This is a genomic window from Rhodococcus sp. BUPNP1, assembly GCF_002215235.1.
GTDB lineage: Bacteria > Actinomycetota > Actinomycetes > Mycobacteriales > Mycobacteriaceae > Rhodococcus.
Window position 1 is genome coordinate 1 of record NZ_NERM01000017.1, and the last position, 21,118, is coordinate 21,118.

Consider the following 21,118-nt stretch of genomic DNA (forward strand, 5'->3'; position numbering starts at 1 on the left):
CTACGCCTTCGTCGGCAGCGTCAGATGTGTATAAGAGACAGCCCCTGAGCCGTCCCCCGAGCGGATCACGCGTATACCCGTCGGAGGGGTGCGCAAGCGGACCGCCGAGGCCGTCTCCCACAGCGCCTTCACCGCCCCGCACGCCAGTGTCTTCCTCACGTGCGACGCGACCGCCACCGTCGATCTGGTGTCGACCCTGCGCGCGTCGCCGGCCTTCGAGGGTGTCCGTCCGACGGCGCTGAGCATCGTCTCCCGCGCGCTGGTGCACGCGATCGCCGACGAACCGTCGCTCAACGCGCACTGGGACGACGACACGGGTGAGATCGTGCTCCACCACGACGTGCATCTCGGGATCGCCACCGCGACCTCGGACGGCCTGAAGGTTCCCGTGGTCCGGGAGGCCCAGCGCCTGTCGTTGCCGCACCTGGCCCGGTCGATCGCCGAGGTCGCCGACCGTGCGCGGACGGGCCGCTCCACGCCGTCCGAGCTGACGGGTTCGACGGTCTCGGTGACGAACGTCGGAGTGTTCGGCGTGGACGGGGGAACACCGATCCTCAATCCCGGCGAGTCGGCGATCCTCGCCGTCGGCGCGATCTCCGACCGCCCGTGGGTCGTGGACGGTGCTCTCGCGATCCGGAAGGTGGTCACGCTGTCGCTGTCGTTCGACCATCGGCTCGTCGATGGGGAGCAGGCAGGACGGGCACTCGCGACGATCGGTGCGTTCCTGGGCGATCCCGTGCCCATGCTCCTCGCCGACAAATAGGTGAGCGCGGCCGCCCCGACGCCGACGGCGCCCACGCGGTGATCCGCGTGGGCGCCGTGACGGAGCAGCGACAGGTCCGGAAGGCCTACAGGGCCTTCAGTTCCTCGGTGACCTCCGAGACCATCTTCTTCGCGTCACCGAACAGCATCGACGTGTTGTCGGCGGTGAACAGCGGGTTGTCGATACCGGCGTAACCGGAGCTCATCGAGCGCTTGAGCACGATGACCGACTTCGACTGGTCGACGTTGAGGATCGGCATGCCGTAGATCGGGCTCGACGAGTCCAGGCGGGCAGCCGGGTTGGTGACGTCGTTCGCGCCGATGACGATGGTGACATCGGTGCGGTTGAACTCGCCGTTGATGTCGTCCATCTCCTTCATCGCGTCGTACTCGACGTCGGCCTCGGCAAGCAGGACGTTCATGTGGCCGGGCATACGACCGGCGACCGGGTGGATCGCGTACTTGACCTCGACACCGCGGTCCTCGAGCAGCGCGGCCATCTCCTTGACGGCGTGCTGCGCCTGGGCGACGGCCAGACCGTAACCGGGGACGACGATGACCTGGTTGGCGTACGCCATCTGGATGGCGGCGTCCGAGGCCGAGGTGGCCTTGACCGTGCCACCCGACGCCGACGCCACACCGCCGGCCGCCTCGCCGCCACCGAAGGCGCCGAAGACGATCGCGGGGATCGACCGGTTCATGGCCTTGGCCATGAGGTTGGTCAGGATGGTGCCCGAAGCACCGACGATCATGCCCGCGACGATCATGGCCTGGTTGTTCAGCGCAAGACCGGCGGCCGCGGCCGACAGACCCGTCAGGGCGTTGAGCAACGAGATGACGACGGGCATGTCGGCGCCACCGATCGGCAGCACGACGAACAGACCCATCAGGCCGGCGGCGACGAGCAGCGCCAGGATCCACCACGAGGCCAGCGGCTCACCGTCGGCGCTGATGCCGATGTAGACGGCGATGGCGATCGACGCGAGGACGAGCACGATGTTGGCCAGCTGGAACAGCTTCGCCGACGCGACGAGCTTCTTCTCGAGGTTCTTGTTCAGCAGTTCCTGCAGCTTCGCGAAGGCGACGAGCGAACCCCAGAACGAGATCGAGCCGATGATCGCGGCGAACAGCGAACCGACGATCATGACCACGGTCGGGTCGTCGTCCAGCGTCGTGAAGCTGATGGACTCGAGATATTCTGCCCACGCGATGAGTGCGACGGTGCCACCACCGACGCCGTTGAACAGTGCGACCAGCTGCGGCATGGCCGTCATCTTGGTCTTCAGTGCCGGCGGGACGCCGAGGATGATGCCGACGGCCAGGCCGCCGATGATCAGACCCCAGTTCTCCGTCTCACGGATGTCGATGAGCACCGCGACGACCGCGATGACCATACCGACGGCGGCGATGTAGTTGCCGCGGACTGCGGTCTTCGGGCCCGTCAGACCCGACAGACCGTAGATGAACATCGCGAACGCGATGATGTACAGGACCGAGACGAGGTAGCCCATCAGGCGTCAGCCCCCTTCTTCTGTGCAGCCGGGGAGTCCTTGCGCTGCTTGAACATCCCGAGCATGCGGTCGGTGACGACGAAGCCACCGACGACGTTCAGGGTGCCGAAGACCAGAGCGACGAACAGGATGATCTTGATGCCCCAGTGGGCATCACCGGGGAGATGACCGAGCACGACGAGAGCGCCGAGCACGACGATGCCGTGGATCGCGTTGGTGCCCGACATCAGCGGCGTGTGCAGCGTGTTCGGCACCTTGGAGATGACGGCGAAACCGACGAATCCGGCCAGGACCAGAATCGCGATGTTCGCGAGTAGTTCGTTGTACATCTAGGAGTTCTCCTTCGAACGCGTCACGCAGGCGGCTTCGAGGATCTCGTCCGAGAAGTCCGGGGCCAGGGCACCGGACTCGTCGAGCAGGAGCTCGATCAGCGCGTACACGTTCTTCGAGTAGAGCTCGGAGGCATGCTCCGGCATCGTCGCGGGCAGGTTGAGCGGCGAGCAGATGGTGACGTCGTGCTTGACGACGGTCTGCCCGGGCTCGGTGAGTTCGCAGTTGCCACCGGTCTCGCCGGCGAGGTCGACGATCACCGAACCCGGCTTCATCCCCTCGACGGCGGCGGCGGTCACCAGGCGCGGCGCCGGGCGGCCCGGCACGAGCGCGGTGGTGATGACGACGTCGAAGCCCTTGATGGCGTCTTCGAGCGCCTGCTGCTGCTGGGCCCGCTCGGCCTCGGTGAGCTCGCGTGCGTAGCCGCCCTCACCCGCGGCGTCGATGCCGAGGTCGAGCCACTGGGCACCGACCGACCGGACCTGGTCGGCGACCTCGGGACGCACGTCGTAACCGGTGGTGCGGCCACCGAGACGCTTCGCCGTGGCCAGCGCCTGCAGACCCGCGACGCCCACACCGAGCACCAGCACGGTCGCCGGCTTCACGGTGCCGGCGGCGGTGGTGAGCATCGGGAAGAAGCGGGTGGATTCGCTCGCCGCGACCAGCACGGCCTTGTATCCGGCGACGTTCGCCTGCGACGACAGGGCATCCATGACCTGCGCGCGGGAGATACGCGGAATGGCCTCGACGGCGTACGCCTCGACTCCGGCCTGCGTCAGGGCACCGATCTGGTTGTCGGCGTTGCGCGGGGCGAGGAAGCCGATCAGTCGCTGGCCGGACTTCAGGTGGGCGATCTCGGCGTCGCTCGGCGGAGCGACCTTGACGACGATGTCGGCGGACCAGGCGTCGCCGACGGTTGCGCCGGCCTCCTTGTAGGCCGCATCCGGAATGAGCGCGCCCTGGCCGGCACCGGACTCGACGACGACGTCGAGCCCCTTGCCGATCAAGGAGGGCACGATCTTCGGTACGAGCGCGACCCGCCGTTCCCCGTCGTTCGTCTCACGAACCACGCCGACGGTCGGACGGCGGTGCGCTCCGCTCCCCGTGTTCGATCCTTCGGTACTCAATTCTTGACTCCTGCGTCGATGAAAGTGCGCGTCGTGCCGCGATCGGCGGCGAAAGATGCGTTATCGAAGGCCATGTGACGGCCTGTCATGCACTGAAAGGCTTAAGCAGACCTACCGTGCCCTCCCGTGACCTCGCAACCTGGTCGGATCATCTGAATCGAGTCCGAACAGCAAGATGGCGCAAGTTTGTGAGGCAGCTCACCTCACAAATGCCATCTTCCTCCGGTGAGCAAGACCGTGTAGGACGATCGGAATCGGTCCCGGAAACGGCCCGGGGAACGGCCTCCGATGCGAAAGAAGGCGGTGTGCAAACGGATTCGTTCCGCGTGTACCGAACGACGGTGTGTACCGATTCAGAACACGTCGGAATCGATTCAGATGACCGGTCGCCGGACCCGACCTTTGCGCTCGTCCGGCAGTCGGCGTAGAGGGGCGTCCGTGACACACGAACCTCGGAAGGACCCCGCGAACGACAGCACCGAGGACCTCGGCGGCGACCCGGTCTGCTGGCTCCATCTCCTCTGCCCCGACTGCGGGGCGATGATCACGTCCGAGGAGGAGCCGTGCCCGCGATGCGGCAGGGAGCACCCGACCCCGGGTCCCTCCTGACCCGAGCACCTAACCTGGCCTCATGAACGTGCCGGAACCCGTCCTCGACCTCGCCCGCTCGGCCCGGCGCGTCGCCGTCCTCACCGGCGCCGGGATGTCCGCCGAGAGCGGTGTCCCCACCTTCCGCGACGCGCAGACCGGACTGTGGGAGAACTTCGACGCCACCGCGCTCGCCACACCGGAGGCGTGGGCGGACGATCCCGCGACGGTCTGGGCCTGGTACCAGTGGCGGGTCGCGCTCGTCCGGCGGGTGCAACCCAATGCCGGACACCGGGCCCTCGCCGACTGGGCACGGGCGGCCCACGTGCAGATCGTGACGCAGAACGTCGACGACCTCCACGAGCGGGCCGGAAGCACCGAGGTCACCCATCTGCACGGGAGTCTGTTCGCCCCGCGGTGCAGCCGGTGCAAGCGTGCCGTCGACCTCCCCGACCCGCCGGAGGATCCCGTCGCCCGTCTCGCTCCGCCGTCGTGCCCCGCATGCGGAGGCGACGGGCGGCCGGGCGTCGTGTGGTTCGGCGAGATGTTGCCGCAGGAACCGTGGGAGACCGCGACCGAATCCCTGCGCGAGGCGGATCTGCTGCTGGTCGTCGGCACCTCGGGTGTCGTCTACCCGGCGGCCGGCCTGCCGTCGCTCGCGCGCAGTCACGGCGTGCCGGTGGTGCAGATCGATCCGCGCGAGACCGATCTGAGCGATCAGGTGGACCACGCCTGGCGCACCACAGCCGCCGTGGGTCTTCCCGCCCTCGTCGACGCGCTGAGGATCGGGACCGACACACCGCGTTAAGGTGACCCGGTGAGTTCCTGTGTGTTCTGCGCCATAGCCGACGGCAGCGGTCCGGCGACACGGGTGTACGAGGACGACGAGGTCGTGGCCTTCCTCGACATCCGGCCGATCGCGCGCGGACACACCCTCGTGATCCCGCGCATGCACGCCGCACGCCTCGAGGACCTCGATCCGGCGTCGGGTGCGGCCGTCTTCCGCGCCGGACAACGGATCGCCCGGGCGATGGCCCGTTCCGAACTCGCCACCGACGGAACCAATCTCGTCCTGAACGACGGACGGGCAGCGTTCCAGACCGTCTTCCACACGCATCTGCACGTCCTTCCCCGCTGGGACGGCGATCGTGTCCGGATGGGTATCGGTCTGGTCCGCCGTCGACCCCACGACCCCGAGACCACTGCGGCACTCATCCGCGCCGGTCTCGAACGTCTCACCGCCGAGGAGCACCAGTGACATCGCAGCCCGACACCACCTCCGACACCTCCGCTGCCGAGTTCCCGATCGACACGATCCGGCCGCTGCTGCTCGAGCAGTTCGCCGTGCTCGACGACCTGCTCTCGGGACTGACCGAGGACGAGTGGACCACCGCCACCTGCCTGCCGGGATGGACCATCAAGGACATCACTGCGCATCTCATCGGCACCGAGTCGATGCTCGCGGGCATCGAGACTCCGCGCGTAGAACGCGACGTGCGCTCGTTCGACCACGTGCGCAACGACATCGCGGCCTTCAACGAGCTGTGGGTGGAGTCGCTGCGTCCCGTCCCCGGCGCGGACGTGCTCGAGCGCTACCGGGAGATCGTCGCCCTGCGCACGGAGCAACTCGGCGCGATGACCCAGGAGGACTTCGGGAAGCAGTCGAACACTCCCGTCGGGCCGGCGCCCTACGGGCGCTTCATGCGGATCCGCGTGTTCGACTGCTGGCTCCACGAACTCGACATCTGCGACGCGCTCGGCAGGACGGGCAGCGAGGGCGGCCCACGTGCCGAACTCGGATCGGCGGAGGTCTTCGGCGCGGTTCCGTTCATCGTGGGCAAGCGCGGCAAGGCCCCCGAGGGAGCACGCATCACGATCGAGCTCTCCGGTCCCCTCGCGCGCACCGTCCACGTCGAGGTGCACGGACGGGCCACCGAGGTCGCGGCCCTGTCCGAACCGGCTACGTCGACGATCGCGATGGACTCCGGATTGTTCGTCCGGCTCGCCGGTGGACGCGTGCGCGCCGAGGACCGGATCGACGAGATCTCCCTCGGCGACGACACCGAGGTCGGACGCCGCATCGTCGACAACCTCGCGTTCACGATCTGACGTCGTGCGGCTGTTCCTGTCCTCCTACCGGTTCGGCACCGACCCGGACGCCTTCGTCCGTCTGGGGGTGCCGGGCCGGATCGCGGTGATCGCGAACGCTGCCGACGCGTGGCCGGCCTCGGCCCGCGCGGCGGCGGTCACGAGCGAGATGGGCCCGCTGCGGTCGCTCGGCTTCGAGCCGGAGGAGGTGGATCTGCGCGATCACCTCGACGATCCCGACTCGCTGCGGCAGCGTCTGTCGGGCTTCACCTCCGTGTGGGTACGCGGCGGCAACACCTTCGTCCTGCGAGCGCAATTGGCGCGCAGCGGAGGCGACGCCGTGCTCACCGAGCTGGTGCACAGCAACCGCCTCGTGTACGGGGGATACAGCGCCGGGGCCTGCGTCGCGACACCGTCGCTGCGCGGCATCGAGTTCTCCGACGACCCCGACGAGGTCGCCGCGACCTGCGGTGTCCCGGTGGTGTGGGACGGACTCGGCTGGGTCGGGCACGCGATCGTGCCGCACGCCGGCGACTCGCTGCTGGGCGACGACGGGATACAGCGGACCCTGCGATATCTGCGCGAACACGGCGTCGAACACGTCGCGTTGACCGACGACGACGCGATCGTCGTCGACACTCCTCCGGGGCACGCTCCGAGTACGGTGAAATCATGACGCAGAACATCGACGGCACCGAACCCCGGATCGAGCACGACGCCGACAAGGCCCGCTTCGCGCTCTATCTCGGCGACGCCCTCGCGGCCTACGCCGACTACACGCAGCACGGCGACCTGCGGGACTTCGACCACACCGTCACCGACCCGCAGTTCCGCGGTAAGGGTCTCGCCGGGATCGTGGTGAAGCACGCCCTCGACGAGACCAAGAAGCAGGGACTGAAGATCGGTACGTCCTGCTCGTACGTCGAGAAGTTCGTCTCCGAACATCCCGAATACCGCAACTGATCCGTCACACCTGCACGTCGCGGCGGTGGAATCCGACGACCGCCGCTGCGACGAGCAGTACCGCTGCGACCGCCTGGACGATCAGCGGCATCGCCGTCACCCCCTCTGCGGGCACCAGCGGGACATGCGAGAACGGCGACAGTGCGACGAGTTCGTCGGGGAGGTCGAGCATCTCGCCGAGCCACGCGACGAACACCGTCCACACCACCAGCACCCACACCAGCCCGGTCGCGCGCGGCACGCAGCCCAGCAGCGCGAACGCCACGGCGACCACGAGGATCGCCGCCGGGACGTAGACCAGGGACGCCGCAATCATCCGCGGCACCCATCCCCAGTCGCCCACCGCGAGTGCGACCCCCAGTCCGGTCGCAGCACCGGAGACGAGCAGCGCCACGACCAGCTGGACGACGATCACGGCGAGCGCCGCGAACAGCCATGCGCTGCGCCCGGTTCCGGTGACGATCACCAGACCGGACCGTCCGCCGTCCTCCTCGCTGCGCATCCGCATCACGGCGGACACACCGAAGGCGGTGGCGCCGAGGGCGAGGAACATCAACATCATCCCGGCGAAGGAGGCGGTGAGGGCGTCGGGGTCCACGCCGACCATGTCCAGCACCTGCGGCATCTCGTCGATGAGGTCCTCGACGGAGCTCGCCAGGGCGCCCATCGCGACACCGAACAGCACCAGTCCCGTCAACCAGCCCACGAACGCTCCACGCAGCAGGCGACGGATCAGGCCGACCGGACCGAGCAACGCGGAATCTGCTTCGGCGGGTCCGGGTTTCGGTGCCCGTAGACCGGCTCCGAGGTCGCGGCGCCGCGACAGTGCAACGGCGACGGTGAGCAGCACGACCGTCGTGGCGACGGACAACAGCAACGGCCACCACCGCTCGTCGACGTAGAGCCGGGTCTGCTGGGCCCAGGCGATCGGCGAGAGCCACGACAGCCACGACCCGGTGGCCTCGATGATGTCGCCCGCCCCGCGGACGAAGAAGGCCGCGGCGAGCACGGCGAGCGCCGTGCCCGTGGCCGAGCGGGAATGCTCGCCGAACTGGGCGGTCACCGCGGCGACCGCACCGAAGAGCACCCCGGTGACGGCGGAGGCCACACCGAAGGCGACCGAGCCGACGACATCGAGCCCGCCGGCGATGAGCGCGACGGTGATGCCCGTGCCTACGACGAGGTTCGCGACCGAGACCAGCATCAGGGCGGCCGCCGGCGGAGCGTAGGCCCCGACGGGGAGGGCCCGCAGGAGTTCGAGCCGGCCGGATTCCTCCTGCGCCCGGGTGTGCCGCACGACGAGCAGGATGCTCATGATCGCGGTGGCGACGAAGACGGTCAGGCTCAGTTCGTTCGCGGTCATCGCCCCGAGCGTGTAGTTGTCGATCCCGTAGGCCGGTCCCGTCATGAGCACGGCTGCCGGATTCTCCAGCAGGGCCGCGCGGGCCTGCCGGGAGGCCTCGTCGGGATAGACCGCGGCCAGGCTGAGGACGGTCGACCACACCGTGAAGGCGAGCGCGAGGGTCCAGACAGTGATGCGCACGCGGTCCAACCGCAGGTAGAGCCGCAGCAGGGTGCCGAGCCCGGTGAACGGTGCCGCGGACGTCGCGGAGGTACCGCTGGGGGTCGGTACTGCTGTCGGTGTCGTCGTGGTCATCGTGAGGACACCTCCTCCACGGCACCGGCACCGTTCCCGTCACCGGTGTCGAAGGTGTCGCCGTAGTGCCGCATGAACAACTCTTCGAGCGACGGGGGCGTGATGGTGAGGTTCTCGACGCCGAGTCCGGCGAGTTCCTGCAGGACCGGTGCGAGGGCGGTGTTGTCGACGTCGAACGCGAGCCGGCCGTCGTCGGCGTAGAGGTCGTGGACCCCGGAGAGACCGGCCAGATGCTCGGCAGGGGCGCTCGTGGTGGCCCGCACGGACGAGCGTGTCAGGTGCCGCAGTTGCGCGAGGGTGCCGGTCTCGACATCGCGTCCTGCACGGATGATCGTCACCGTGTCGCAGAGCTTCTCGACCTCGGCGAGGATGTGGCTGGACAGCAGCACGGTCGCGCCGCGGTCACGGAGCCCTCGCACCTCGTCCGTGAACACCGCCTCCATGAGCGGGTCGAGACCCGAGGTGGGTTCGTCGAGCAGGTAGAGCTCGGCGTCCGATGCGAGTGCGGCGACGAGTGCGACCTTCTGCCGGTTGCCCTTCGAATAGGTGCGGGCCTTCTTCGTCGGGTCGAGTTCGAACCGCTCGAGGAGTTCGGCGCGTCGGCGCGTGCGGACCTCTCCCCCGCGGATGCGGGTGAGGACGTCGATGATCTCGCCCCCGGTGAGGGTGGGCCACAGGTTCGTGTCGCCGGGCACGTACGCGAGCCGGCGGTGGATCGCGACGGCGTCGGTCCACGGGTCGAGTCCGAGGACACGGGCGGTGCCGGAATCGGCACGCAGCATTCCGAGCAGCACCCGGATCGCCGTGGATTTGCCGGCGCCGTTCGGTCCGAGGAATCCGGCGACGGTACCGCGTTCGACGGTCATCGAGAACCCGTCGAGGGCTCTCGTGGTTCCGAATGTCTTGACGACGTCGCGGATTTCGATGATCTGGGTGTCCATCTTTCCTCCGTCAGGAGTCGGGGGGTGCCTCGCGCACTGCCAGATAGGCGTCGAGAAGGGTCGAGTCCGTCAGCAACGGCTCGGTGTAGAGCTCGAGCATCGGCAGCATGAGGCGTTCGGTGTAGGAACGCAGCCTGGCAGGAAACGTCTCGAGATCGAGGTACTCGTCGGGACCGGGAAGGTCCATGAGCACGGCGCCGACGCTGAACGAGATGAGGGCGCGTGCTCGTTCGGACGGGAACCGGCTCGGCTGCACGGTTCCGGCGGCCACCGCCTCCTCGAGATAGGCCTCGGTGTCGGCGACGAGTCGGTCGAGGAAGTCGGCGGCGGCGGCACCGCCGGCTCGGAGGGTGCGGAAGAGATATGCGACCGTGGTCGCGTAGGTCTCGATGTGTTCCATCTGATCGTGCAGAGCATCCGACCCGAGCCGGGGGTCGAGGACGGCACTCTTCGCCTGCCGGATCCCGTCGAGCACGTACCGGTCGCAGTGTTCCTTCAATCCGGCGCGGGATCCGAAATGGTGCACGATCAGCGAGGCGCTGACGCCGCACTCGGCGGCGATGGTGCGCAATGGCACGCCGACGCCGTACGCGGCGATGCACCGGATGGCAGCGTCGCGGATCCGGGCACGGGTGGTGAGGTCGTCACCGGCGGCGGTTGAACGCACGTTTCAAGCGTTGCACACGTGTTCAACCCGATCAACGCACTGTTTGTGCCATCCGAACGCGTGTCGTCGGTGCTTGTCGATGTGCCCCAGGTGCTTGCGGGTGCGCTCAGGTGAAGGCCATGACCTGGCTGCCCCAGACCCGGCGCATCTCGCCGTCCGGATCCGACTCGACTCTGTCGGTGGAGTCGATGAGCAGGGTCGAGCGTTCCTCCACCTCGTACTGCGGCCAGTGCTTCGAGCCGTCCAGTGCCGCCGGCACACCGTGGTGCGCGAACGCGAGCCAGCGCCGCTGCACACGCCCGGAGACCTCACCGGCGGCCTTGCGACCACCGAGCCAGAAGGTCGGATCCCGGCCGAGGGTGCCGAAATGACCGAAGACGTACGGCAATTCGGTTGCGTGCCCGGCACCGATCCGCGCGGCCTTGAGCATCGGGGTGGCGTGGTCGAAGCGGTACACCCAGGTCGGCGAATGCGCGCTGTGTGCTTCGGCGACCCACAGCACCGGCATGCGGAAACCGGCATCGCGCGAGAGTGCCATCGCCCCGGCGGCCTTGGGCAGGTCGGGATACGCCGCGACGATCTCGGCGAGACGCTCGGGAGGCAGATCCGTCCGGTCGTCGGCCAGCGCCGCGAACATCGCCTGCACGGCCGTGTCGTTCACGGGCATCAACGGCGACTTCATGAAGCGGAAGATCGACGGCTCGTCCTTGTTCGAGCCGATGATCAGCGGGATCCGGTGCGACAGCCCCTTCTGGAAGGCCGCGACCGGATACTTCGGCACCAGGTCGCGGTCTACGACCGGGGCCATGGCGAGCGTTCCCGGCACCTTCGTCGGGGTCTCGGCGACGAGCACTTCCGACGCCTCGACCAGCCTGTCGGTCGACATCGTGAGCAGTTCGGCGGCCCGGGACGGCGGTAGGTCGAGGATCTCGAGGAAGCGCTGCGCGACCGTCGCGGCACGTTCGCTGCCGTACACCGAGGTGGCGGGCGGCGACTGGGCGATCGCGCGATGGAAGAGACCCTCGGCCTTCGGAACCGTCATGAGCGTGGTGATCGACCCCGCACCCGACGATTCACCGAAGAGCGTCACGCAGTCCGGATCGCCACCGAAGTCGGCGATGCAGTCGCGCACCCATTCGAGGGCGGCGATCTGGTCCCGGAGACCGACATTGGATTCGAAGGTGACCTCGGATGTGGAGAACGACGACAGGTCGAGGAAACCGAGCGCGCCGAGCCGGTAGTTGATCGTGACCACCACGACATCGCCGCTCTCGCACAGGATTCGGCCGTCGTAGATCTTCTGACCGGAGTATCCGAGTATGTAGGCGCCACCGTGGATCCAGACCATGACGGGGCGGCGGCCGTCGGGCGGCGGCGCCCAGATGTTGAGCGAGAGACAGTCCTCGCTCAACGTCATCTCGGGGTCGATCCCGATCGGGCTCTGTCGACTCTGCGGAGCGATCGGCCCGAACCGCGCGCCGTCGAGGACGCCGTCCCACGGTTCCGGCGGTAATGGCGACCGGAACCGCCGAGAACCGGTCGGGGCCGCGTACGGGATGCCCTTCCAGGCGTAGACGTCGCCGTCGCGATATCCGCGGACCTCTCCGTACTTGCAGGCAACGGTGAGCGTGTCGTCCTCCACGTGACCTCCCACCCGAACCGGTACTGCCGTGCGAGCACCGATCACTTCGTTCGTCGACCTACCCATCCGATGATGGTGGATGCCGGGCGGTTCGTCAGCCGGCTGCGGAGAGAGGTTCGGGGGCCACGCAGTCGACGAGGTCGATGACGAGTGCGTCGAGCACGTCACGCAGGTCGTCGCGCGCCGAGTCGGCCAGTGCCGGGAAGACGGTTGCGAGTGCGATGGGCACGAGCGAGGCCTGTCCGAGCAGGATCCCCATGGCCGCATCGAGCTTGACGACCTCGTCGTGCAGGCGGGCGTAGGTGGTGGTGTCCACGCCGTGCGCCACGGCGATCCGGTCGGGCTCGCATGCCGCGGCGTCCGCCACCATCCGGGGCAGGTCCTCCGCGGTGATCTCGTCGGCACTCATGCTTGCAACGTCGAATTTACGCAACATCTCGCCTTCGTTCGTCCCCCAGGAGCGACGCCGGGCCGCGCGCCGCAGTCGAAACATACAGTCAGTGTGGCCCGAAAAGTACGGAATGTGTAGAAGGTCCGGAAAACTTTTTGCACTGCCGGTACCTGACAGAAGGTACATCGCCGAGAACCCGCCTTCACCCGGAATCATCACCCTGAGACCAGGACCACAACGATTGCTCCGCGAACCCTCGCGACCTGGATGAACGGGCGTATCCTCGTAAATCCGAAGTCCGTGCAGCCACCCCGACCGGGTCCGACCACGACTCCGGGCAGACCGAGGAGGTGCCGGTCGTGAGTATCGCTCGCACCGAGTTGCTCCCTCTGCCCGCGCACAGCGCCACGACGCGCGAGTTCGCGGGGGTGAGCACTCAGTCCCGTGCCCTGTCCTTCTCCGTGCGTCGTACCGTGCGGCCGTTCATCGAGGCGTGGTCGTACGCCCCGACCCTCCCCTGGCCGGCGTCGATGATCGATCACCTCGCGTTCCCGCTCGTGCCGGTGCCCGGTACGCACCGCCGGCGGGTCGATCTCCCGACGTGCCCGGCGGAACTGCTGTGGGCGCCGGGTGCCGCACCCCCGGCCCAGGGCTGTACGGACGGCACCGCCGCCCGGGCCGGTATGGACGGCACCGCCGCCCGGGGCGGCATCCGCGGTACCGCCGTCCTGTACCTGCACGGTGGCGCGTTCCTGTGCTGCGGCCTCACCACGCACCGCCATCTGGTCTCCCGCATCTCCGCCGCCACCGGCGCGCCGGTCCTGGCGGTCGGTTACCGCATGCTGCCGCGCCATCCGATCCGGCGCGCGGTCGAGGACGGACTCGACGGATTGCGTTGGCTCGTGGCACACGGCTATCCGGTCGAGCGTGTCGTGATCGCCGGGGACTCCGCGGGCGGCTTCCTCACCTTCGCCGTCGCCCACGAAGCCGTACGACTCGGCATCGGCCGCCCGGCCGGCACCGTCGCGCTGTCACCCCTGACCGATCTCGACCCGCGGGGCAAACTCGACCATCCCAACTCGCACCGGTGTGCAGTCTTCCCGCGACGCGCCGTCGCTGTGCTGTCCACCCTCGTCGAACGCGCCGAACGTCTCGGTGGCGAAGGTGCCGAACCGGTCGCCTCCCCCGTCGATCTCGATCTGTCGGAGATGCCTCCCGCACTCATCCAGACCGGATCCGAGGAGATGACCTACGTCGACGCCGAGCTGATGGCCCGGCGACTGCAACTCGCCGGGGTCTCCGCCGAACTCCAGGTGTGGGAGAAACAGGTGCACGTCTTCCAGGCCGCGGCGGGGGTCGTCCCGGAGAGCGGCCGCGCGATCGCCGAGATCGGCCGCTTCGTGCGTGAACTGCGGTGAACCTGCTCTCCCGACGTCGCCGCCCTCGACCCTGCCCCACCCAGCAGGGTCATATCGACACGCGGATCGCGTAGTCCGCCACGGCATCTACGGTGCATTCGGCCGTCCCGGCCGATACGGCGGCGATCCCCACGAACGGATCCGCCGACCGTACTGCGGGGATGCGGGCCGGCAGCGTCCGGACGAGACGGATGATGGCGTCGATCATGCGTCGATGATCGAACACCTCCGGACGGATCGACACGGTTTCGCTCGCCGGGATCGGAACACTCCGGCGGGCCGTCGGCGGTCGAGAACCGTGCGCTCCGGAGAGCCGTCGCTCGTGCGACCGAGCGGAGGAAGGCCTGTCGGTGCCGGCGACTAGTCTTTCTCTCGGCTCGACCGCACAGAGAAGGGGGTCCGATCATGGCCGACGCGCAGACCCGGTTCGACCAGGACGTCGATGCGGCCTGGCGCGAGTTCCGCACGCGCCTGGCCGACCATGTCGCGGCCATGAGCGACGGCGACGGCCTGGTCCTCGAACCCTTCACCGACGAGGCCGGCGGCCCGGCCGGGCCGTGCGTGCAGTTCTACGCATGGGGAGACCGGCTGGTCCGCTGCGAGGTCCCGTCCAACGCCCACCTCGCCCCCGACCGGCACCTCACCCCGGTCGACGAGCAGATGCTCCTCGATCTCGGGCTGCAGGCTCCCTCCCGCGGACCGGACGATCCGGAGGACGGCGGATCCCCGGCGTTCTGGATCGATCGTCCGGGCAGCTGGGCCGATCAGCTCGCCGTGATCGCCGTGCGCGCCCTGCGCTCGGTGTGGGGCGTTCCCCATCCACTCTTCCTGCGTGCCGAGACGTTCGGAACGGAGCGCTCGGTTGCCGAACTCACCTCGTTCCTCGTGCCCGAGACGCCTCAGGCCGGTCGCACGCAGACCCCGGAGATGCCGCTCGCGGTCGTCCCCACCGGCGACGACCACGTGCGCGAGCTGATCGAATCCACCCTGCACGAGCGGATCGACGATCTGCCCGCCTGGGACGAGGACGGCGATCTCGTCCTGCGGATTGCCGGGGTGCTGGTGTTCGTCGGTGTCGGCCCCGGTGGCGGCACCGTCGACCTGTTCGCGCCGATCGTCCATTCCATCACCGGACGCACGCGGGCCGCCGAGATCTGCGTCGACCTCAACCGCCGGTGGCCGCACCTGAAGTTCGTCCTGGTCGACGACCGTCTCGCGATCGTCGACCACGTTCCGGCCTCACCGTTCGCTCCGGCGCACCTGCTCGGGTCGCTCGAGACCATCACGCAGTTCCTCGACACCGTCGACGGCTCGTTCGCCACCCACATCGGTGGCTCGCTGCTGCGCGATCAGGGATTCGACGGGGCGCCGGGTGGTGCGGCCGATCCGCCCTGGGGCGACATCTCGCAGTTGCCCGACGCCGAGGACGATCTGCCGGTGGCCCTGCTCGCGGTGCGCGACTTCCATCTCGACGGCGCGACCGATGTCGCCGCGAGCACGGTCGCGGCGATCGGCGATCGCAATCCCGAGCAGTTGCGGCGGTTCCTCACCATCAGCACCGAACTGCAGGTGTGGTGGGACGGCGAGTCGCAGACCCGCGAGGCGGCGCTCAACACCGACGGCGCACGCGAGGCACGGGCGCGGGCACTCGAATGGGAGGCGACGAGCCGCTCGCTCGCGGAGGCCCTGCAGTTCCTCGAACAGGGCGAGGGCACCGACTCGGCCGGATCACGCGCGTCGAAGTCGAGCGCCGGCCGCGAGGCGGCGCCCGAGCAGCCCGCCCTGTTCGACAACCCCGACGAACCGACCCTCTTCGACGGTTTCGGCGACTACTCCTGAACCGGTCCCGACCGGGCTGCTCACGTCTGGGAGACGGCGCGACGGAGCGCGTCGACGGCGACGTCGCCGAAGCCGACGAGCACGACGGTCTCCACGTCCGTCTGTGCCTCCCGGATCGTGGTGACGGCCTGCAGGGCGGCGTCGTCGAGCGGCCAGCCGTAGATACCTGCCGAGACGAGCGGGAACGACACCGTCCGGGCGCCGAGGTCCTGCGCGACGAGCAGACTGTTGCGGTACGCCGAACGCAGGATCCCGGATCGGTCCTCGTGCGCCGACCACACCGGGCCCACGGTATGGATCACCCACCGCGCCGGGAGGCGACCCGCAGGAGTCGCCACCGCACGGCCCGGTTCGAGCCCGTCGGGTAGCGAGGTCGCGCGGAGTTCGCGGCAGGCCGCGAGGATCTCCGGGCCGCCCGCCCGGTGGATCGCACCGTCCACTCCGCCGCCTCCGAGCAGGGAGGAGTTCGCGGCGTTGACGATCGCATCCACCGCGATGGTGGTGATGTCGCCGTGCGCGATGTCGAGAGCGGTCACCCTGTCGACCATATGTTCCGCGCGCTGCCCCCGAGTCGTTTTGCTGGCATGATTCAGGACCGTGACGTCCTCGGCGAAGCTGCGCGAACTGGCCGGAAAGCACGGCATCACCACCACCTACACAGGGTGGGGTGGACGCGACCACGATGTCTCCGACGAGACATTGCGGCGCGTACTCGCCGCGCTCGACGTCCCGGCCGGGACGGACGACGAGGTCGTGGCATCGCTCGCCGACTTCGACGACCGCCCGTGGCGCTGCATGCTCCCGCCCGCGCTCGTGGTCGTCGAGGGCGACGACCGGACGTTCCCGGTGCACGTACCGCACGGCGACCCGGTGTCGGTGTGGGTCGTCGCCGAGGACGGGGCGGAGGTCGATGTCGAGCAGCTCGACGTGTGGGTGGACCCGCGTACCGTCGACGGCCGGCTCGTGGGCCGCGCGACCTTCGCCGTTCCGCGGCTGTCCCTCGGCTGGCATGTCGTGCACGCCCGCAGCAACGACATCGAGACCACCGCGGTCCTGGTCGTGACCCCGCGCCGGTTGTCGACCGCCGACCGACTGCTCGAGAAGAAGCGTTGGGGCCTTGCCGCCCAGATCTATTCGGTTCGCAGCCGCCGGTCCTGGGGCATCGGCGATTTCGCCGACCTGGCCGATCTGGCGGCGATCACAGCCGGTTACGGCGGCAACTTCGTCCTGATCAACCCCGTGCACGCGGCCGAGCCGGTGCCCCCGCACGAACCGTCGCCCTATCTGCCGTCGTCGCGGCGTTTCGTCGACCCGCTGTATCTGCGGATCGAGGACATCCCGGAGACCGCCTATCTCCCGGCGAAACACCGCAAGGAACTCGACGAGCTCGCGCAGCGCGCGGCCAAGGCGAACCGGAAGGCGCGGCGTCTCGACCGGGACGCGACTTTCCGCGCGAAACTCGACGTCCTCGAGCGCGTGTACCGGGTGCCGCTCGGCCCGGCCCGCCGCGCACGGTACGAGGCGTTCTGCGCCGAGGGCGGGCAGGCGCTCGACGACTTCGCGCTGTGGTGCGCGCTGTACGAGAAGTTCGGCGACCGCGCCGACCGGTGGGCGTCGCGCGCTCCGAGCCCCGACCACCCGAAGGTCACCCGGTTGCGCGAGCGGCTCGCCTCGCGCATCGACTTCCACCGGTGGCTGCAGTGGTTGTGCGACGAGCAGCTCGCGAACGCCCAAACCGCTTCGCTCGCAGCAGGTTCCGATATCGGTATCGTGCACGACCTCGCGGTGGGTGTCGGTCCGCACGGCGCCGACGCCTGGACGCTGGGCGACGCGCTGGCGTCGGGCGTCACAGTGGGCGCCCCCGCCGACGACTTCAACCGCAACGGCCAGAACTGGAATCAACCGCCGTGGCGACCGGATCGCCTCGCGGAGCTGGGATACATCCCCTTCCGCGATGTGGTGCGCTCGGCATTGCGGCACGCGGGTGGTGTCCGGGCCGATCACATCCTGGGACTGTTCCGCACCTGGTGGGTGCCGGAGGGAATGTCGCCGGCCGACGGCGCGTACGTCCGCAGCGACCACGAGGCACTCGTCGGCATCCTCACGCTCGAGGCGCATCGCGCCGGCGCCGTGGTCGTGGGTGAGGACCTCGGGGTCTTCGAGGAGTGGGTGCAGGAGTATCTTGCCGAGCGCGGCATCGCCGGGACGTCGATCCTGTGGTTCGAACGCGACGAGGACGCTCCGCGTGGGCCGGAGACCTACCGTTCCCTGTGCCTGACCTCGGTGACCACGCACGACCTCGCGCCCACGGCGGGATATCTGGCGGGCGACCACATCCGGCTGCGGTCGGAGCTCGGTCTGCTCGAGGGCGACCTCGACGCCGAACTCGCCGATGCGGCGGCCGAACGCGACTCGGTTCTGGCGCTCGCGGTCGAACGGGGTCTGCTCGACGAGGGCGAGACCGACGTCGATCGCCAGGTCGAGGCGCTGCACCGGCTGATCGCGGCGAGTCCGTCTGCGCTGCTCGGCGTTTCGTTGGCAGATGCGACCGGTGAGCGTCGCAGCCAGAACCAGCCGGGCACCGTCGACGAGTATCCGAACTGGCGGGTTCCGCTCGCCGATGCCCGCGGCAAGGTCGTGCTCGTCGAGGATCTCGTCGACCACGACGGATTCGCGAGACTGGCCCGTGCGGTCTCCGGAGACACCTCACCGGTGGAGTGACACCACACGAACGCTGCGACCGCCGATCCGGATGTCGGATCGGCGGCCGCGGCTCGAGTACGCGCCTCTAGGAGGTTACTTCGCGTACAGGGCGTCGATCTCGTGGGCGAAACGCTCGGTGACGACGTTGCGCTTGATCTTCAGCGTCGGTGTGAGCTCACCGGACTCCTCGGTGAGATCGCGGTCGAGGATGACGAACTTCTTGATCGCCTCGGTGTGCGAGACAAGGGTGTTGGCGTCGTCGACGATGGTCTGCACCGCGTCGCGTAGCGCGGGATCGTGGCGCAGGTCCGCGATCGTCGCGCCGGCGGGCTTTCCGTTCTCGGTCTTCCAGTTCTCGAAGACGTCCGAATCGACGGTCACCAGGGCTGTGACGAAGCTGCGTCCGTCGCCGACGACGACGGCCTGGGAGACGAGGGTGTGCGACCGCATGCGGTCCTCGATCGGCCCGGGCGAGACGTTCTTGCCGCCGGCGGTGATGATGAGGTCCTTCTTGCGCCCGGTGATGGACAGGTAGCCGTCCTCGTCGAGCGAGCCGAGGTCGCCGGTGCGGAACCAGCCGTCGTGGAAGGCTCCCTCGGTGGCCTCGTCGTTGCGCCAGTAGCCGTCGAAGACGACCATGCCGCGCAGCTCGATCTCGCCGTCGTCCGCGATGCGCGCCGAGTTCCCGCCCATGGGACGCCCGACGGTGCCGATCTTCTGCGCGCCGGGCGTGTTCACGCTGTGTGCGGCCGTGGTCTCGGTGAGGCCGTAGCCCTCGTAGATCGGTACGCCGACGCCGCGGAAGAAGTGACCGAGGCGGGGGCTCAGGGCACCGCCGCCGGAGATCGCGTACCAGCACTCGTTGCCCATGGCCTCGCGCAGCTTGGAGTAGACCAGCTTGTCGGCGAGGGCGCGCTTGGCCTTCAACGTGAAGGTGGGGCCGCCGTGGTCGAGCGATTCGCTGTAGGCGATGGCGGTGCGCTCGGCGAAATCGAAGATCGCCGCTTTGACCGGTCCGCCGGCCGCCGCCTTGCCCGCTGCCGCGTCGCGCACCTTCTCGAAGACGCGCGGCACACCGAGGATGATGTTCGGCGAGTACCGGGCGAACTGCGCGGAGACGGTCGAGAAGTCCGCCCAGTGAGCCTGCGCCGTGCCTGCTTCGAAGAGCGCGAGCGACACCGCGCGCGCCAGCACGTGCGCGAGGGGCAGGAAGGTCAGGCCGCGGTTGCCGGGCTTGGCGACGATACCGATGTCCGAGGTGAGGATGGACCGGACCTCGGCGAGGAAGTTGCGGTGGGTGAGCATGCAGCCCTTGGGTCGCCCGGTGGTTCCCGAGGTGTAGACGAGGGAAGCCAGGCCGCCGGAACGGATTCCGGCCAGACGCGTGGTGATCTCGGCGTCGTCGACCTCGGCACCATCGGCCGCAAGCGTGTTCACCGCGCCGTCCTCGATCTGCAGGATGCGACGGAGGGTGTCGGGCATGTCGACGAAGAGCTTCTCGTGCCGCGCGGTTTCGACGACAGCGAGGACGGCCCCGGAGTCCTGGAGGATCCAGCGAATCTGCTCGGTGGACGAGGAGTCGTAGATCGGTACCGACACCGCGCCGGCCGTCCAGATCGCGTAGTCGAACAGCGACCACTCGTAGCGGGTGGCCGAGAGCAGCGCGACACGATTGCCGGGCTGCACACCGTTGGCGATCAGGCCCTTTGCGACGGCCTTCACTTGGTCGGCGAACTGCTGCGCAGTGACCGCGACCCAGTCGTCACCCTGCGGCCGGGAGTACATCACGCGGTGCGGAGTCTTCTCCGCATGGGTGAACACCGTGTGGACGACCGATTCGTCGTCACCAATGGTGAACGGGGCCGGGGTCGAGTACTCACGCACTGCAATCTCCATCGTTCTGGTCGGGAGTCCGGTCGTCGGAATCGATTCCTGCGCGGAAGCGGCGCAGGAGATCCACGAAGCGTTCGAGTTCGTTCTCGTCCCAGCCCTCGAGGCCGGCGCGGACGTCGTCGAGACGACGCACGACCGCACCTTCGAGAACTGTCGCTCCGTGGTCGGTGAGCCGGAGCGGATGTCCGGCACGTGCCGGACCCGTCCCCGCCTCGACCCAGCCCGCATCGACGGCGTGACGCAGTTGGCGCGACACGGTCGAGCGGTGGACACCGAAGACCTCGGATATGTCGGTGGCGCGGCAGCCCGGATTTCGGGAGATGAAGCCGAGAAGCGAATGCTGGACCAGTGAGAGTCCGCTGTCCTGCGTTCGTGCTCCGGACGTCAGGAAGCGCACGAGAAGCACGAACTCCTCGTATACGCGGGCAACGCCGTCCGCAGACGGCCGCCGGGCCTGCCGATTGTGTTGCACAGGGCAACTATAAACGCGAGTGAGGCACGGCACGAATCCGCGCGGTGTCCTGCCGATTTCCGGCCTGCCTCTCCACAGCCCGTGCGCGCACCCGGTGAACTCGTCCGCCCCGCTCGGCGTTCACCG

At 68.8% G+C, this 21,118-nt stretch carries 21 protein-coding genes; 9 read left to right on the forward strand and 12 right to left on the reverse strand.

Features of this window, described 5'->3' with window-relative positions; all coding sequences use genetic code 11:
* The first annotated feature begins 73 nt into the window (after nucleotides 1–73).
* Nucleotides 74–763 carry a dihydrolipoamide acetyltransferase family protein gene (locus tag B9C99_RS17370; RefSeq protein ID WP_301179095.1) on the forward strand — a complete coding sequence of 230 codons (690 nt, stop codon included), beginning with the start codon at nucleotides 74–76 and terminating at the stop codon, nucleotides 761–763.
* 85 nt (nucleotides 764–848) lie between these two features.
* Here the strand turns inward: B9C99_RS17370 and B9C99_RS17375 are convergent, their stop codons facing one another.
* Genes B9C99_RS17375 through B9C99_RS17385 form a run of 3 tightly spaced genes read right to left on the reverse strand, consistent with a single transcriptional unit; the run spans nucleotide 849 to nucleotide 3,730 of the window.
* On the reverse strand, nucleotides 849–2,273 hold the full coding sequence (locus tag B9C99_RS17375; RefSeq protein WP_088898712.1) for an NAD(P)(+) transhydrogenase (Re/Si-specific) subunit beta: 1,425 nt from the start codon (nucleotides 2,271–2,273) through the stop codon (nucleotides 849–851).
* Nucleotides 2,273–2,602: an NAD(P) transhydrogenase subunit alpha gene (locus B9C99_RS17380; protein WP_006552916.1), complete on the reverse strand. Its 330-nt coding sequence runs from the start codon at nucleotides 2,600–2,602 to the stop codon at nucleotides 2,273–2,275. The genes B9C99_RS17375 and B9C99_RS17380 overlap by 1 nt, the downstream gene beginning before the upstream one ends.
* A complete protein-coding gene (locus tag B9C99_RS17385) occupies nucleotides 2,603–3,730 on the reverse strand; it encodes a Re/Si-specific NAD(P)(+) transhydrogenase subunit alpha (protein ID WP_006552915.1) in 1,128 nt (375 codons plus the stop codon). It lies immediately after the preceding gene.
* Between the two features lie 631 nt (nucleotides 3,731–4,361).
* Here B9C99_RS17385 and B9C99_RS17390 point away from each other — a divergent pair.
* From B9C99_RS17390 to B9C99_RS17410, 5 genes are read left to right on the forward strand one after another with little or no spacing between them, the layout of a single operon-like run.
* A complete protein-coding gene (locus B9C99_RS17390) occupies nucleotides 4,362–5,126 on the forward strand; it encodes an NAD-dependent deacylase (protein WP_088898713.1) in 765 nt (254 codons plus the stop codon).
* 9 nt (nucleotides 5,127–5,135) lie between these two features.
* Nucleotides 5,136–5,576, forward strand: coding sequence for an HIT family protein (locus tag B9C99_RS17395; RefSeq protein ID WP_088898714.1), 441 nt, complete (start codon nucleotides 5,136–5,138; stop codon nucleotides 5,574–5,576).
* Nucleotides 5,573–6,427, forward strand: a complete 855-nt coding sequence (locus B9C99_RS17400; RefSeq protein WP_088898715.1) for a maleylpyruvate isomerase family mycothiol-dependent enzyme — start codon at nucleotides 5,573–5,575, stop codon at nucleotides 6,425–6,427. The genes B9C99_RS17395 and B9C99_RS17400 overlap by 4 nt, the downstream gene beginning before the upstream one ends.
* Before the next feature lie 4 nt (nucleotides 6,428–6,431).
* Nucleotides 6,432–7,082, forward strand: coding sequence for a Type 1 glutamine amidotransferase-like domain-containing protein (locus B9C99_RS17405; RefSeq protein ID WP_088898716.1), 651 nt, complete (start codon nucleotides 6,432–6,434; stop codon nucleotides 7,080–7,082).
* Nucleotides 7,079–7,369, forward strand: a complete 291-nt coding sequence (locus B9C99_RS17410) for a GNAT family N-acetyltransferase (protein WP_016693758.1) — start codon at nucleotides 7,079–7,081, stop codon at nucleotides 7,367–7,369. The genes B9C99_RS17405 and B9C99_RS17410 overlap by 4 nt, the downstream gene beginning before the upstream one ends.
* Before the next feature lie 4 nt (nucleotides 7,370–7,373).
* On the opposite strand, the gene B9C99_RS17415 is transcribed toward B9C99_RS17410, so the two are convergent.
* From B9C99_RS17415 to B9C99_RS17435, 5 genes are all read right to left on the reverse strand, one after another.
* On the reverse strand, nucleotides 7,374–9,026 hold the full coding sequence (locus B9C99_RS17415) for an ABC transporter permease (RefSeq protein ID WP_088898717.1): 1,653 nt from the start codon (nucleotides 9,024–9,026) through the stop codon (nucleotides 7,374–7,376).
* Entirely contained in the window at nucleotides 9,023–9,967 is a 945-nt protein-coding gene (locus B9C99_RS17420; protein WP_088898718.1) for an ABC transporter ATP-binding protein, read from the reverse strand. Before B9C99_RS17420 ends, B9C99_RS17415 begins: the two co-directional genes overlap by 4 nt.
* 10 nt (nucleotides 9,968–9,977) lie before the next feature.
* Complete coding sequence (locus tag B9C99_RS17425) at nucleotides 9,978–10,634, reverse strand: TetR/AcrR family transcriptional regulator (RefSeq protein WP_088898719.1); 657 nt, start codon at nucleotides 10,632–10,634, stop codon at nucleotides 9,978–9,980.
* A gap of 106 nt (nucleotides 10,635–10,740) precedes the next feature.
* A complete protein-coding gene (locus B9C99_RS17430; RefSeq protein ID WP_088898775.1) occupies nucleotides 10,741–12,276 on the reverse strand; it encodes a carboxylesterase/lipase family protein in 1,536 nt (511 codons plus the stop codon).
* A gap of 94 nt (nucleotides 12,277–12,370) precedes the next feature.
* On the reverse strand, nucleotides 12,371–12,685 hold the full coding sequence (locus B9C99_RS17435) for a hypothetical protein (protein ID WP_016693753.1): 315 nt from the start codon (nucleotides 12,683–12,685) through the stop codon (nucleotides 12,371–12,373).
* A 341-nt stretch (nucleotides 12,686–13,026) separates the two neighbouring features.
* On the opposite strand from B9C99_RS17435, the gene B9C99_RS17440 reads away from it, so the two are divergent.
* Nucleotides 13,027–14,085, forward strand: coding sequence for an alpha/beta hydrolase (locus tag B9C99_RS17440; protein ID WP_253250114.1), 1,059 nt, complete (start codon nucleotides 13,027–13,029; stop codon nucleotides 14,083–14,085).
* 49 nt (nucleotides 14,086–14,134) lie between these two features.
* Here B9C99_RS17440 and B9C99_RS17445 read toward each other — a convergent pair whose 3' ends face one another.
* A complete protein-coding gene (locus B9C99_RS17445) occupies nucleotides 14,135–14,293 on the reverse strand; it encodes a hypothetical protein (protein WP_229567795.1) in 159 nt (52 codons plus the stop codon).
* A 197-nt stretch (nucleotides 14,294–14,490) separates the two neighbouring features.
* Between B9C99_RS17445 and B9C99_RS17450 the strand changes: the two genes are divergently transcribed.
* The gene (locus tag B9C99_RS17450) at nucleotides 14,491–15,924 is read left to right on the forward strand and encodes a hypothetical protein (protein ID WP_016693750.1); all 1,434 of its coding nucleotides are present in this window, start codon (nucleotides 14,491–14,493) and stop codon (nucleotides 15,922–15,924) included.
* 20 nt (nucleotides 15,925–15,944) lie between these two features.
* Here the strand turns inward: B9C99_RS17450 and B9C99_RS17455 are convergent, their stop codons facing one another.
* Nucleotides 15,945–16,460, reverse strand: a complete 516-nt coding sequence (locus B9C99_RS17455) for an O-acetyl-ADP-ribose deacetylase (protein WP_088898776.1) — start codon at nucleotides 16,458–16,460, stop codon at nucleotides 15,945–15,947.
* Nucleotides 16,461–16,521: 61 nt separating this feature from the next.
* Here B9C99_RS17455 and malQ point away from each other — a divergent pair, with 61 nt between their 5' ends.
* On the forward strand, nucleotides 16,522–18,645 hold the full coding sequence (gene malQ / locus B9C99_RS17460) for a 4-alpha-glucanotransferase (RefSeq protein ID WP_088898721.1): 2,124 nt from the start codon (nucleotides 16,522–16,524) through the stop codon (nucleotides 18,643–18,645).
* Nucleotides 18,646–18,720: 75 nt separating this feature from the next.
* On the opposite strand, the gene B9C99_RS17465 is transcribed toward malQ, so the two are convergent.
* Together B9C99_RS17465 and B9C99_RS17470 are read right to left on the reverse strand one after the other, a co-directional pair.
* Nucleotides 18,721–20,511, reverse strand: a complete 1,791-nt coding sequence (locus B9C99_RS17465) for a long-chain fatty acid--CoA ligase (protein ID WP_088898722.1) — start codon at nucleotides 20,509–20,511, stop codon at nucleotides 18,721–18,723.
* Nucleotides 20,504–20,992, reverse strand: a complete 489-nt coding sequence (locus tag B9C99_RS17470) for a MarR family winged helix-turn-helix transcriptional regulator (RefSeq protein WP_016694262.1) — start codon at nucleotides 20,990–20,992, stop codon at nucleotides 20,504–20,506. Before B9C99_RS17470 ends, B9C99_RS17465 begins: the two co-directional genes overlap by 8 nt.
* Nucleotides 20,993–21,118: the final 126 nt, after the last annotated feature.

Excerpts from the sequence above, each read along its gene's own strand:
- B9C99_RS17375 (WP_088898712.1), bottom strand. The coding sequence starts at position 2,273 with ATGGGCTACCTCGTCTCGGTCCTGTACATCATCGCGTTCGCGATGTTC.
- B9C99_RS17445 (WP_229567795.1), bottom strand. The coding sequence starts at position 14,293 with ATGATCGACGCCATCATCCGTCTCGTCCGGACGCTGCCGGCCCGCATC.
- B9C99_RS17415 (WP_088898717.1), bottom strand. The coding sequence starts at position 9,026 with ATGACCACGACGACACCGACAGCAGTACCGACCCCCAGCGGTACCTCC.
- B9C99_RS17450 (WP_016693750.1), top strand. The coding sequence starts at position 14,491 with ATGGCCGACGCGCAGACCCGGTTCGACCAGGACGTCGATGCGGCCTGG.
- B9C99_RS17380 (WP_006552916.1), bottom strand. The coding sequence starts at position 2,602 with ATGTACAACGAACTACTCGCGAACATCGCGATTCTGGTCCTGGCCGGA.
- B9C99_RS17420 (WP_088898718.1), bottom strand. The coding sequence starts at position 9,967 with ATGGACACCCAGATCATCGAAATCCGCGACGTCGTCAAGACATTCGGA.
- B9C99_RS17410 (WP_016693758.1), top strand. The coding sequence starts at position 7,079 with ATGACGCAGAACATCGACGGCACCGAACCCCGGATCGAGCACGACGCC.
- B9C99_RS17390 (WP_088898713.1), top strand. The coding sequence starts at position 4,362 with ATGAACGTGCCGGAACCCGTCCTCGACCTCGCCCGCTCGGCCCGGCGC.
- B9C99_RS17435 (WP_016693753.1), bottom strand. The coding sequence starts at position 12,685 with ATGAGTGCCGACGAGATCACCGCGGAGGACCTGCCCCGGATGGTGGCG.